The organism is Pseudomonas yamanorum, assembly GCF_013386765.1.
GTDB classification, from domain to species: Bacteria; Pseudomonadota; Gammaproteobacteria; order Pseudomonadales; family Pseudomonadaceae; genus Aquipseudomonas; species Aquipseudomonas yamanorum_A.
In genome coordinates this window covers 445951-458672 of sequence record NZ_JACARE010000003.1, presented here as the reverse complement: position 1 = coordinate 458672, position 12722 = coordinate 445951, and the positions used below count along the sequence as shown (strand labels likewise).

7 protein-coding genes are annotated in these 12722 nt (G+C 61.6%); 6 read left to right on the top strand and 1 reads right to left on the bottom strand.

Annotated features, from left to right (window positions below):
* The first annotated feature begins 24 nt into the window (after positions 1-24).
* The 5 genes from HX875_RS02600 (at position 25) to HX875_RS02580 (ending at position 6478) form a co-directional block, all read left to right on the top strand.
* Positions 25-1407 carry a PepSY-associated TM helix domain-containing protein gene (locus HX875_RS02600; RefSeq protein ID WP_177041379.1) on the top strand — a complete coding sequence of 461 codons (1383 nt, stop codon included), beginning with the start codon at positions 25-27 and terminating at the stop codon, positions 1405-1407.
* A 153-nt stretch (positions 1408-1560) separates the two neighbouring features.
* Positions 1561-3666, top strand: a complete 2106-nt coding sequence (locus tag HX875_RS02595) for a TonB-dependent receptor (protein WP_177041378.1) — start codon at positions 1561-1563, stop codon at positions 3664-3666.
* Between the two features lie 72 nt (positions 3667-3738).
* Positions 3739-4527, top strand: a complete 789-nt coding sequence (locus HX875_RS02590; RefSeq protein ID WP_177041377.1) for an ABC transporter ATP-binding protein — start codon at positions 3739-3741, stop codon at positions 4525-4527.
* Positions 4524-5471 carry an ABC transporter substrate-binding protein gene (locus HX875_RS02585; RefSeq protein ID WP_177041375.1) on the top strand — a complete coding sequence of 316 codons (948 nt, stop codon included), beginning with the start codon at positions 4524-4526 and terminating at the stop codon, positions 5469-5471. Before HX875_RS02590 ends, HX875_RS02585 begins: the two co-directional genes overlap by 4 nt.
* Entirely contained in the window at positions 5468-6478 is a 1011-nt protein-coding gene (locus tag HX875_RS02580) for a FecCD family ABC transporter permease (protein WP_177041373.1), read from the top strand. The genes HX875_RS02585 and HX875_RS02580 overlap by 4 nt, the downstream gene beginning before the upstream one ends.
* A 47-nt stretch (positions 6479-6525) precedes the next feature.
* On the opposite strand, the gene HX875_RS02575 is transcribed toward HX875_RS02580, so the two are convergent.
* Positions 6526-11151, bottom strand: a complete 4626-nt coding sequence (locus tag HX875_RS02575) for a DUF4329 domain-containing protein (RefSeq protein WP_256348018.1) — start codon at positions 11149-11151, stop codon at positions 6526-6528.
* Positions 11152-11393: 242 nt separating this feature from the next.
* On the opposite strand from HX875_RS02575, the gene urtA reads away from it, so the two are divergent.
* Positions 11394-12659, top strand: a complete 1266-nt coding sequence (gene urtA / locus HX875_RS02570; protein ID WP_177041371.1) for an urea ABC transporter substrate-binding protein — start codon at positions 11394-11396, stop codon at positions 12657-12659.
* The last annotated feature ends 63 nt before the right edge of the window (positions 12660-12722 follow it).

The following is a 12722-nucleotide window of genomic DNA, read 5'->3' as shown; positions in this document are numbered from 1 at the left end:
CAAGCCTTTGCGGAGCACACCCTGATGAACCCACCGAAGATTTCCTTCTACAACCTGGCCTGGCGCTGGCATTTCTACGCCGGGCTGTTTGTCGCACCGTTCATGGTGCTGCTGGCCCTGACCGGCATCATCTATCTGTTCAAGCCCCAGCTCGACCCGCTGATGTACGGCCACCTGCTGACCGTGCAAAGCGCCGAGCACACGCTGAGTGCCGACGAGCAACTGCAACGCGCCCAGGCCGCCTACCCACAAGGCAAGATCAGCAAGTACCTGCCGCCGGCCGACGCCACCAGCAGCGCGCAATTCGTCATGCAAAACGACGGGCACGAGGTGAGCGTATTCGTCGACCCCTATCGCGGCACCGTCCTCGGCGAACAGGACGCCAAGAAAAATCTGCAGGCCATCGCCCGTGCGCTGCACGGCGAGTTGATGATCGGCACCGTCGGCGATCGCCTGGTGGAACTCGCCGCCGGCTGGGGCGTGATGCTGGTGATTTCTGGCCTGTATTTGTGGTGGCCGCGGGGCAAGTCGGCGGCGGGCATTCTGTGGCCACGAATGGGCAGTCGCGGTCGCTTGTTCTGGCGCGATTTGCATGCGGTCGCAGGTTTCTGGGGTGCGGCCTTTCTGCTGGTGATGCTGCTCAGCGGCATGACCTGGACCGGCTTCTGGGGCAAGCAATACGCCGAGCTGTGGAATAAATTTCCGGCGGCGATGTGGAACAACGTCCCGCAGTCCGACCAGCAGGCCCGCATCCTCAATACGGCAAGCCAGCAGACCGTGCCGTGGGCCATGGAAAACACACCAATGCCGATGTCCGGCGACCACGCCGAGCACATGAAGCATGGCGGCATGACCAAAGGCCCGGCAGCACCCACCATCAGCCTGCAACACGTCACGGACCTGGCGCGCTCGCGCAACGTCGAGCCCGGCTACAGCATCACCTTCCCCACCACCGCCGAAGGCGTGTTCACCATCGCGGTGTTCGCCAACGACCCGCGCAACGACGCCACCCTGCATGTGGACCAATATACCGGCAAGGTCCTGGCCGATGTGCGTTGGGAGCACTACAACACCGTGGCGCGGGTCACCGAATCCGGCGTGATGCTGCATGAGGGCAAGATGTTCGGCGTGGTCAATCAGATCATCGTGCTGCTGATTTGCCTGATGATTTTGCTCAGTGCCGTCAGCGGCCTGGTGATCTGGTGGAAGCGCCGGCCCCAGGGCGGCCTGGGGGTTCCGCCGTTGCGCCATGACTTGCCGAAGTGGAAAACCGCGATGGCGATCATGCTCGGGCTGGCGATTGTCTTTCCGCTGGTGGGCGCCTCGCTGATCGTGGTCTGGGCACTGGACCGCCTGGTGCTTTCACGCCTTTTTGCACAACGTGAATCTGCCTCAGGTTCGGCATGAAACAGGCGAGATGCCCTGTATAGAGGCGTTAGGTAGTCTTGCGCGGGCTTTCACCCACGCCATGGCAAGTGTTATAGTATAACACTTGCTGTATATTCCCGGCTTGCCGCGCCCTGCGGCAAGTACCGCCTCGAAGAAGCGATTTATCGTCCGATGAACAAGTACCTTGCGTCCGGCCTGTGCCTGCTCGCCCTGCATAACAGCGCCCAGGCTCTGACTCTCCCAGCCAGCCCCGTCACCGCGCCTGCGGTGGACGATGAACGCGTCGACCTGAACACCCCGACCACGGCTGGTTCGCGCCTGAACCTCACAGCCCTGCAAACTCCGGGCAGCGTTGAGAGCCAGACCGGCGAACAGATCCGCGCACGGGGCGACGCCACGGTGCAGGACGCCATTTCCCGGGCCACCGGCATCAGCCGCACCGGCACACCTGGCGACGGCGGCACCTCATTGTCGGCCCGCGGTTTCACCGGCCAGAGTTCGGTACTGCAACTCTACGACGGCGCCCGCATGTTCGATGGCGCGGGCACGTCCACTTTCCCGGTCGACACCTGGTCCGTGGAGCGCGTGGATGTACTGCGCGGTCCGGCCTCGGTGATGTATGGCCAGGGTGCCACCGGCGCAGTGATCAACACCATCCCGAAGAAACCTTTCGAGGGCGAGATCGAAAACCATATCCGCCTGGGCTACGGTTCTTATGATCGCCAGCAGCAAGCCCTGGACAGCGGCGGCTCGCTGACCGATACCCTGAGCTATCGCCTGAACATCAACCGCCTGCGCAGCAATGGTTTTATCGACCGTGGCGAGTCCGCAAGCGACTTCGTCAGCGGTGCCCTGCGCTGGCAGGCAGCCGACAACCTGAGCTTCACCCTGGCCACCGACTACGGCGACCAGACCCCGCAAAACGATTACGGCACGCCACTGATCAACGGCCAGTTGCACAAGGGCCTGCGGGACAAGAACTACAACGTCAGCAACGATATCCAGCATTACAACGACCAGTGGACGCGCCTGACCAGCGAGTGGCAGATCAACGACAACGTCACCGCCACCAACGAACTGTCCTACCTGAAAAACCAGCGCCGCTGGCAGAACGCCGAGAGCTACAACTTTGTCGACGGCGGCCTGGTGCGCCAGAGCTACCTGGGCATCAAGCACAACCAGGAACAGGTCGGCGACCGCCAGACCTTTACCTTCAAGCACACGTTGTTCGGCCTCGACAGCCAGACCGTGACAGGCGTCGAGTACAACCGCATTCGCTTCCGCCTGGCCAGCAACTCGCCGTTCAACGACCTGAGCGACGGCCAACCGGTGGACATTCTGCATCCGGTACCGCAGCCGTTTGAAAGCGCCAGTCCGTTCATTCCACAGTCCGTCAGCACCACCAAACAGCTTGCCGCGTTCGCCGAAAACCGCCTGCAACTGACCGACAAACTGTCGCTGATCACCGGCGTGCGCCGCGACTATCTGCACATCGATCGTGAAGACCTGACACAGAACAACAGCGACTCCAACAAGACCTTCACCGGCAACAACTGGAAAGCCGGCCTGGTCTACGCGATCACCCCGGACACCTCGGTCTACGGCCAGTACGCCACCAGCACCGATGGCGTCGGCAGCCTGATCACGCTGAGCCCGAGCCAGCAACAGTTCGGCCTGTCGACCGCCAAGCAGACTGAAATCGGCATCAAGCAGGCCTTCTGGGATTCTCGTGGTGAATGGACCCTGGCGGCCTACCACATCATCAAGAAAAAACTACTGACCGATGTGCCAGGCACCGACCTCAAGGAACAAGTCGGCCAACAATCCTCCAACGGCCTGGAAGCCAGCCTTGACCTGCAACTGCCCAACGCCTGGCAACTGCAAGCCAACGCGGCCATCGTGCGGGCGCAGTACGACGACTTCTCCGAAGTGGTCAACGGCCAGGCTGTGTCCCGCGACGGCAACCGCCCCACCGATGTACCGCGCCGCACCGCCAACCTGTGGCTGAGCAAGGCGATCACTGACGACGTGCGTGCCGGTGCCGGTGTGCGCTACGTTGACGCGCGTTATGCCGACACCGCCAACACCAGCGAAGTGCCAAGCTACACCGTGGTCGACGCCAGCGTGTCATGGAAAGCCATGCGCAACACGACATTGGGCCTGCAATTGAATAACCTGTTCGACCGCACCTACGCCGTCAGCCAATACAATAACGGCCAGCAATGGATCCTTGGCGAGCCGCGCTCGTTCTTCGTGACAGCGGACTACACCTTCTAAAGCAACGAAAATCCAGTGTGGGAGCTGGCTTGCCAGCTCCCACAGGGGCCCGTATCGAACCTGAGAGTAAAGATGACCTCACTCAACCTCACCGACCTCGCCTGGACCCCGCCAGGCCACGAGCACTGTCATCACCAGTTCCAACTGCGTGACGCCAGCCTGCACGTGAGCGCCGGTGAGTTTGTCGGCCTGATCGGCCCCAACGGCAGCGGCAAGACCAGCCTGCTGCGCTGTGCCTATCGGTTCAGCAAACCGGCCGAGGGCGAGGTGCTGCTGGAACACCAGAACGTGTGGAAGCAATCCTCGAAGTGGTGCGCGCAGCGTATCGCCGTGGTGCTCCAGGAGTTTCCCGATGCGTTCGGCCTGCGGGTGGATGAAGTGGTCGCCATGGGCCGCACACCTCACAAGGGCCTGTTCGACAGCGACACGGTTGAAGACCAGGACCTGATCCGCCAGGCCCTCGAAAACGTCGGCCTGCTGGGCTTTGAAGACCATGCCTTCGCCACCCTGTCGGGCGGTGAGAAGCAACGGGTGATCCTCGCCCGCGCCCTGGCCCAGCAACCGCAATTGCTGATCCTCGACGAGCCGACCAACCACCTCGACCCACGCTATCAGCTGCAGTTGCTGCAACTGGTCAAGCGCCTGAACATCGGCACCCTGGCGAGCATCCACGACCTGAACCTGGCCGCCGCGTTCTGTGATCGCCTGTACGTGATCAACCACGGGCGCATCGTCGCCAGCGGCACACCTCATGAAGTGCTGACCGCCGAACTGCTGCGCGAAGTGTTCGGCGTTGAAGCATTGATCGACACCCACCCCTTGTCCGGCTACCCCCGAATCACCTGGATAACCCAACCATGATCCTGCGCTCCCTGCTGTCTCTCGCTTTGTTGCTCGGCACTTCCCAGGCGTTCGCCGAAGCGACCCGTTACCCGCTGAAAATCCAGAGCTGCAACCGCGAAGTGACCTTCGCCGAGGCACCCAAGCACGCGGTCAGCCATGACATCAACATGACCCAGATGATGCTCGCCCTCGGCCTCAAGTCGCACATGGCCGGCTACAGCGGGGTCACCGGCTGGAAGTCGGTGACCCCGCAAATGGCGCAGATCCTCGACGGCCTGCCGGAGCTTGCGAGCAAATACCCGTCGGTGGAAACCCTGCTGAATGCCAACGTCGACTTCTTCTTCGCCGGCTGGGACTACGGCATGCGCGTCGGTGGCGACCTCACCCCGCAAACCCTGCAACCCTTGGGCATCAACGTCTATGAGCTGACCGAGTCCTGCGCCTTCGTGATGAAGCGCCCGGCCGCCACGCTGGAAGACACCTATAACGACCTGCGCAACCTGGGCAAGATCTTCGATGTGCAGGACCGCGCCAATGCCCTGATCGCACAGATGCAGGGGCAAGTGGCCGAGGTACAGAAAACCCTGCCCGCCGAAAAACCTCGCGTGTTCCTCTACGACAGCGGTGAAGACCGCGCCATGACCTCCGGCCGCCTGGGCATGCCCCAAGCGCTGATCGACGCCGCCGGCGGGCGCAATATCCTCGACGATGTGGACGCCAGCTGGACCCGCGTCAATTGGGAAACCGTGGTGGAGCGCAACCCGCAGGTCATCGTGATCGTCGACTACAGCGAAATCACCGCGGACCAAAAAGAGCAGTTCCTGCTGAACAACCCGGCGCTGCAATCGGTGGACGCCATCAAGAACCAGCGCTTTATTGTGATTCCCTACGTGCAGGCCACACCGGGCATCGACAACGTGCTGGCGGTTGAAACCCTGGCCAAGGGGTTCCACGGCGAATGATCACCCGTCGCTATGCCCTGCTGCTGAGTGCCCTTGGCGCGTTGTTGCTGATCTCGTGCGTGGTCTCGCTGGGGTTCGGCTCGGCGCGGGTGCCGGTGGACGTGGTGTGGCGGATTTTGCTGCATAAAGCCTTCGGTATGGGCGAGGTGGACTGGAGCGCGGGGCAGGAACATATCGTGTGGCTGATCCGAGTGCCGCGCATGTTGCTCGGCGCCCTGGTGGGCGCCGGGCTGGCGTTGATCGGGGCGGTGTTGCAGGCCGTCACCCGCAACCCGCTGGCCGACCCGCACCTGCTCGGCGTGACCTCCGGCGCCACCCTCGGCGCGGTGATCGTGGTGCTGCATGTGGGTGAAGTGATCGGCTTGCTGACCCTGCCCATCGCGGCGTTCATCGGTGCGTTGCTGAGCATGATCGTGGTGCTGGCAGTGGCCAGTCGCAACGGTCGGCTGGAGAGTGACCGACTGCTGCTGTGTGGCGTGGCGGTGTCGTTCGTGATGATGGCGGTGGCTAACTTGCTGCTGTTCATGGGCGACCACCGCGCGGCATCGGCGGTGATGTTCTGGATGCTCGGCGGCCTCGGTCTGGCGCGTTGGGAGTTGCTGGCAATTCCCTTCGCTACGGTGTTGCTGGGGCTGGTGTTGCTGCTGGGCATGGCGCGTCCGTTGAACGCGCTGATGGCCGGTGAGCAGACCGCCGTGACCCTGGGCCTGAACGCGCGCAATGTGCGCTTGAAGGTGTTCCTGATCGCCTCGCTGATGACGGGCGTGCTGGTGTCCATCAGCGGCTCCATCGGCTTTGTCGGGCTGATGGTGCCGCACATTGCCCGGCGTCTTGTGGGCGCTGAACACCGGCGGTTATTGCCGGTGTGCGTGCTGCTGGGCAGTGTGTTTCTGGTATGGGTCGATGTGGCTGCCCGCACAATGATCGCGCCTGAAGACCTGCCCATCGGCGTGGCCACGGCGGCCATCGGCGGGCTGTTTTTTATCGGGCTGATGCGCAAGCGCTGACGCCTTGCCTTCAGGCCGCTGCGCTGGACAATTGCCCAGACGCACCGTCAGAGCTCATCGTGCTCAAGCACGTCCTGATCCTCCGGTTGGTGCTGCACGTCCTCGACTTGCCACTCTTCACCGAGGGCACCCTGGTGTGTCCAGAACGCGTCAGTGTCCAGCACTGAGAGTTGGCCGACTCTTCTCAGTTGACTCACTAACTTGCTGGGGGTGGGCGGTAAGCTGGGTTGCAGCAGTGCGGTTTCCTGGGTGGAGAAACTGGGCACGTACTTGAGCAACGCGCCGCCCCGGCAGCTCAGGTAGCAACTTTGGGCCTGCGGCAAATTGCGCTGCAGCACCTCCACATAGCGCCGCAGGTCATGCGTGGAGACAAAGCTCTGCAGCAGGTCCTGGTCAATGGGCTCACGGCTCACCGTCGAGGCAATCGTTTTGTAGAACGCGTGTATCGCCACGATGCTGTACGTGGATAGCAAATGCGTGGGAAGCACATAGAAACCCTGCTTATCGGACCAGAACAACAAATCCAGGCTGTTCGGGCTGCCAATGCCCCAGTCAGCGTCTTCCACCGGGTCCAACGCCACATAGCCGGCTGTCTCGGGCGGCGCCATTACTGCGCCTATGTACTCTTTTGCGGCGAATGCCCCCACCCGGCTCAGCGCCGACCGGGCCGCGTCATCGATATGACCGAACAGCGGGCCACAAAACGAATGAAAGTGCGGATCGCTGATGGCGCTGTCGGGCGGTAACTGGGGATGCCATCGCTCCGTCACGCGTTGCTTCTTGCCCCAGATGCGGCTTGTCACACGGATATACAGCTCCCCCTTGGTCGCCAGGTCGAGGATGTAGTCACGCCCACTCAGGGAACCCTCCAGCAAGCGGGTTCGTGCGCTACGCGCCTTATTCATCAAGCCAAATACCGCTTTCTGCGCCGTCAACTGATAGCTGAGCAACGCGCCGTCGGCACACATCAGGTACAAAGGAGAGATACGTCCATTGCCGGATGTCTTGAGGAAGTTCAGGGCATTGGCAATGTCCTGCGGGCTGAAGAAGCTATACACCATCTCATCGCCAGGTTCGGTGAATGGCTCATCGTGAGCGCACAAGTAAAACCCTTCCAGCCTGAAACCTTGGGGTAAGAGGCCATCGATGAACACCTGCGCAAGATGGGCGTAGTTTTCCCGCACCAGTGGCATGGTGGCCATGTACAGCGGTTTTTTCTGTGACTTGAACACATAGCCAAACTTCACCTGTGTATCGGCGCGGTACTGCAAGTGAACGTGCCGCACCGCGTCAAATGCCTGGGTAAATATCGGGCTATAGCGTGGGTCCGCGCTCGTGGCTCGGATCGACAATGGACCAGGTCGCAGGACGGAGGGAACAAACGTGCCCTTGAGCGTCCTGGCCGGCCCCCACATCGGGCTGTCCTCAACCACACGCAGGGTGCCGGCCTTGGCAACTTGAGTGACAAAGTCCGACGGCAGCAGGCGCCCTTCGCGAATGTCCTGCTCAATCTGGTTGTCGGCAAGGTCGCCTCTCACCAGGTTACGCGCGGCCAGAGCGCGTTTTAGGGCCAACTCCGCGGCAGACTGGGACGCTCCGTAGCTGAGTATCGAACCGTTGGGCCCAAACACATATTCGCTGCCGATATGCGCCTCATGAAACAGCAGGTTCGCCAGTACCGCACTGGGGATCATGGAGGTGTAGAGGGTTTTCTGGGAAGCCGACAGCAGGATGGGCACCTCCCGTTCCACCAGCGAGGAGTAACGTGCTACGACGGTACTGCCGGGCGGGTACAGGCCCATCGAAATGCTTGGGTTCGGGTAAATCCAGTCGGTGGTGAACCCCCGGGGCGGCACCACCAGCGGCTCGGTGGCCGCGAACAGCCCATTGACCAGCCTGAGGACCACGCCCCCATAGGTACGCCGCAGCCTCGGCCCCACCTGCGCCGCGACATGACGTATCGCGTCATCGGGGTTGGCGAAGGAAGGACTCAATCGCCGTCGCACCAGGTTCTCGTAGCCCGACCAGGTTTCACCCACCACGCCCAACTTGTCCCAGCACTGGCTGGTGCGCACCACGCGAAGCTGGCCACGTTTAGCCCACTCGCGGACAAAATCCAACGACGTCTTCTGACCCGAAGCCAGCAATGCAGTAGCCTGCGTAAATTCGGCTTCCACCAGCCCGCCCTGTCCGATAACGATTGGCGCGGGCAAGTAACAGAGCAGCGCACCGTCCAGGGTCGATAAATACACCGGCAGGTTTGTGCCCTTGTTGTATTGGCGCCCCCTGCGTTCGGAATCGTACACCGCGACATACAGCACCATCGGCATCACAAAGTAAGTCGTCAACCACGCACTGCTCGTACTCAGCCCCGTGGGTTGCCAGTGCTGCGAGCGAAACAACGCATGCAATACAAACCCCTCAGGAAACCGGAAGCCCGAGGCGCCATCGACGGCAAACAGGCTATTGAGTTTGAATAACGTATTGGCCCCCTCCACACACACCACCTCGGTGGCGATGTATTGCTCCCGGTCCTTGTGCTTGAGGACAAACGCAAAACAGTCCTGGGTTGTCCGGTTACTCCCATGCACGCGGGCATGCAGGTTACGTGCGGCGGCATCGGCAGTGCCGAACAGGGCGCCGTAGGTGACGTACTCGGGCGGGCCGAGAGGCTGAGAGTAGGTGGCATGGGGCATCCAGTCACTGCCAATCTTCGCCCGTGGGCCCCATAACGCATTGCCTTCTATCACGCGCAGATCGCCGCTTGCCGCCAATCGTACGACCCACTGGGCAGGCGTCAGCGAGGGATCGGCGAACGGCCCTGTCCAGGATGGGCCGCCCGGCGTATAGGCCAGCAGGCAGTCTTGCCCCGCCGACAAATAGGCAGGGCGCTGTGAAGCGATGATCGAGGCGGTTTCCTCGGGGGAAAACACCTGCAAATTGATCATCGCCGCTTCGCGCGTCCAGCCACGCGCCTCGACCCACGCAGGGTCGACCATCGACAAGGCCGGGTGGGAACCGTAACGCCCATGCACCTCATAGCCCACCTGCGGAATCAGCGGCCCGCGATCGCCCAAGGGGAAGAACAGCGTGCCGTCAAAGGGGTTGCTCGCACTTTCCTGGGGGATCGTTGCGACAAAACGCCCATCTTCACTCTTGAGAATATAGCCACCGTAGTAACGGCCACGCCGCGAGCCGATTTGTAGATGGGCATACACCGCCGCATCACGGGCGGTGCGGAAATGACCGTTCCAGGTCGCGTTGGGGAACGCGGCAAGCAATGGCGAACGCGTGTCCACCGGGCCCACATCGCGCCACAGCGCACCACGCCACACCACCGATAACTCAGTGACGGCAAGCACCCGGCGCACGTAATCACGCGGTGTCAACGTGCCAGCCACCAGCTCAGCCTCGGCCCCATTATCATCGAGTACACCGTCGGGACTCTGCCGGGCCAGGTCACCGGCAGCACTGACAGCGGGCACCTTGAGTTTGAGCAGCGCGCCGTCCGGGACCAGCGCATACAGCTGCAACCCACGGCTCGTTTCCTGGTTTATCCGGGTAGCTCTTTCCTGAGAGATAGCTGCGAGCAGCTCGGCCGGTTTAATAAAAGTGGAATACAACCAGGGCTCCCGCGCGCTGGTCTCGGTGGGCGAAGGCGACGAACGGAAGTAGATGGCTTCAAGGGCATAGTTGGCAGGCAACGCCCATTCGTAATCGCCTTTGTGCGGGAATGTGCCCTTTGGAGAGAACAACGGCGTGCTTTCGGCCCTGGGGAAAGTTGCCACGTAGTGTTCGCCGTTGCGGTGTTTGAGCAAAAAACCGAATGTGCGGCCCTCCGGGATGATAACGGACTCAGCTTGCGCGGCCTTGATTGCGTCCTCCGCCCGCTCACAAATCGATGTGTACAGCGGTTGGCTCGTAACGGCTGTTGATGTGAAGGGTTCGAACACCACCCAATCGGCCGGCACGACGCCCATCGAACCACCCCACAAATCGGTGGGTACGATCAGGCTGAGTTCTCCCAGCGTGGAGATTTTTTTCACCAACTCGCTGAACGGACCATAGACCCCGACCTTATTCCCCGCCGGCTTTCCCGCCCGCAGCCACAACGCAAAACTGCGCTCTTGCGGCGAGCCACTCGGCGCGTAACGAATCAGCGAGCCGTCCGGCCCCGAGAGATAGGCCGCCTGGAAAAACAGTCGATCATCGACATCGTGAGAAAAGTCCGACCCCGAAAAAAATCCGAGGAAAGCCTTCACCATTCGGGCATCAAAACTCGGGTTTCGTTGCCCGATTCGCTCATGTTGCGCCGGGTGTGAATGGTAGCTCGCGACGCACGTGTAGCCCTTGGGCTGCTGGTAATACCCATCGTCGCCAAGCGCGAGTACTTTGAGCAAATTGAACTGCATGTCGTCGCCAGGCAGTGGTTCGGTGGCGCGGTACAGCCCTGTCGGCCCGCGCACAATTACGCCGCCGTATTCTCGTTCGCGGCGTCCGCCAATTTTATTGTGTGCCCAATAAGCCGCATCCGCCTCATGCACAAATGCGTCGCTCAGTGCCGGCAGTCGGGCAGCGCCCCTGTTTGAGCCGGCGGCGCGTTGTTCCCGCGATAATCTGATGGCCATGCGAACTCCCTTTAAAAACGCTGGATCGGTGTTGTCGTGGGCCATTTTCGCCACCGGTAACCCGACTCAAGCGGTAGGTAGTTAACGATTTGCCTCAAGCGACGTTGCGCGCCCCGTTCCGGAGCAGCGTCACGCACCACCACCAGACACTGCCTTTTTGTGGTGCGCCACCGCCGGGCCGCATCGGGCAAAAACGGCGAATACATACCTGCAACCGACTAGGCACACCCCTTGCAATGTCTCCAGCATCTGCCCTTACAACAACATTGAGTTCTGGAGATCGCACCATGAAGCGTCGCAGCTTGATCAAGGCTTTCACTCTCTCGGCATCCATTGCCGCCATGGGCATGACCTGGACCGTGCAGGCCGCCGAGACCATCAAGGTCGGCATCCTGCACTCGCTGTCCGGGACCATGGCAATCTCCGAGACCTCGCTCAAAGACATGGCGCTGATGACCATCGACGAGATCAACGCCAAGGGCGGTGTGAACGGCAAGATGCTCGAACCGGTGGTGGTCGACCCGGCCTCCAACTGGCCGCTGTTCGCCGAAAAGGGCCGCCAGTTGCTGACCCAGGACAAGGTCGCCGTGGTGTTCGGTTGCTGGACCTCGGTGTCGCGTAAATCGGTGTTGCCGGTGTTCGAAGAACTCAACGGTTTGCTGTTCTACCCGGTGCAATACGAAGGCGAAGAGATGTCGCCCAACGTGTTCTATACCGGTGCGGCGCCGAACCAGCAGGCGATCCCGGCGGTGGAATACCTGATGAGCGAAGAAGGCGGCGGCGCCAAGCGCTTCTTCCTGCTGGGCACCGACTACGTGTACCCGCGCACCACCAACAAGATTCTGCGTTCGTTCCTGCACTCCAAAGGCGTAGCGGATAAAGACATCGAAGAGGTCTACACCCCGTTCGGCCACAGCGACTACCAGACCATCGTGGCCAACATCAAAAAATTCTCCGCCGGTGGCAAGACTGCAGTGATCTCCACCGTGAACGGCGACTCCAATGTGCCGTTCTACAAAGAGCTGGCGAACCAGGGCCTGAAGGCTACCGACGTACCGGTAGTCGCCTTCTCCGTGGGCGAAGAAGAACTGCGCGGCATCGACACCAAGCCGCTGGTGGGCAACCTCGCCGCCTGGAACTACTTCCAGTCGGTGGAGAACCCGGTGAACAAGAAATTCGTCGCCGACTGGAAGGCCTATGCCAAGGCCCACAACCTGCCAGGCGCGGACAAAGCCGTGACCAACGATCCGATGGAAGCCACCTACGTGGGCATCCATATGTGGGCGCAGGCGGTGGAGAAAGCCAAGTCCACCGACGTCGACAAAGTGCGTGAAGCCATGGCCGGGCAGACCTTCGCCGCGCCGTCCGGTTTCACCCTGACCATGGACAAGACCAACCACCACCTGCACAAGCCGGTGATGATCGGTGAGATCCAGGCCGACGGGCAGTTCTCGGTGGTGTGGCAGACCCAGGAGCCGATTCGTGCGCAGCCGTGGAGCCCGTACATCCCTGGCAATGACAAGAAGCCGGATTACGCCGTCAAGAGCAACTGAACCAAGGGGTGTCGGCACCTGAGAGCCGACACAAACCCTGTGGGAGCTGGCTTGCCTGCGATG

Excerpts from the sequence above, each read along its gene's own strand:
- HX875_RS02600 (WP_177041379.1), top strand. The coding sequence starts at position 25 with ATGAACCCACCGAAGATTTCCTTCTACAACCTGGCCTGGCGCTGGCAT.
- HX875_RS02585 (WP_177041375.1), top strand. The coding sequence starts at position 4,524 with ATGATCCTGCGCTCCCTGCTGTCTCTCGCTTTGTTGCTCGGCACTTCC.
- HX875_RS02575 (WP_256348018.1), bottom strand. The coding sequence starts at position 11,151 with ATGGCCCACGACAACACCGATCCAGCGTTTTTAAAGGGAGTTCGCATG.
- HX875_RS02595 (WP_177041378.1), top strand. The coding sequence starts at position 1,561 with ATGAACAAGTACCTTGCGTCCGGCCTGTGCCTGCTCGCCCTGCATAAC.
- urtA (WP_177041371.1), top strand. The coding sequence starts at position 11,394 with ATGAAGCGTCGCAGCTTGATCAAGGCTTTCACTCTCTCGGCATCCATT.
- HX875_RS02590 (WP_177041377.1), top strand. The coding sequence starts at position 3,739 with ATGACCTCACTCAACCTCACCGACCTCGCCTGGACCCCGCCAGGCCAC.
- HX875_RS02580 (WP_177041373.1), top strand. The coding sequence starts at position 5,468 with ATGATCACCCGTCGCTATGCCCTGCTGCTGAGTGCCCTTGGCGCGTTG.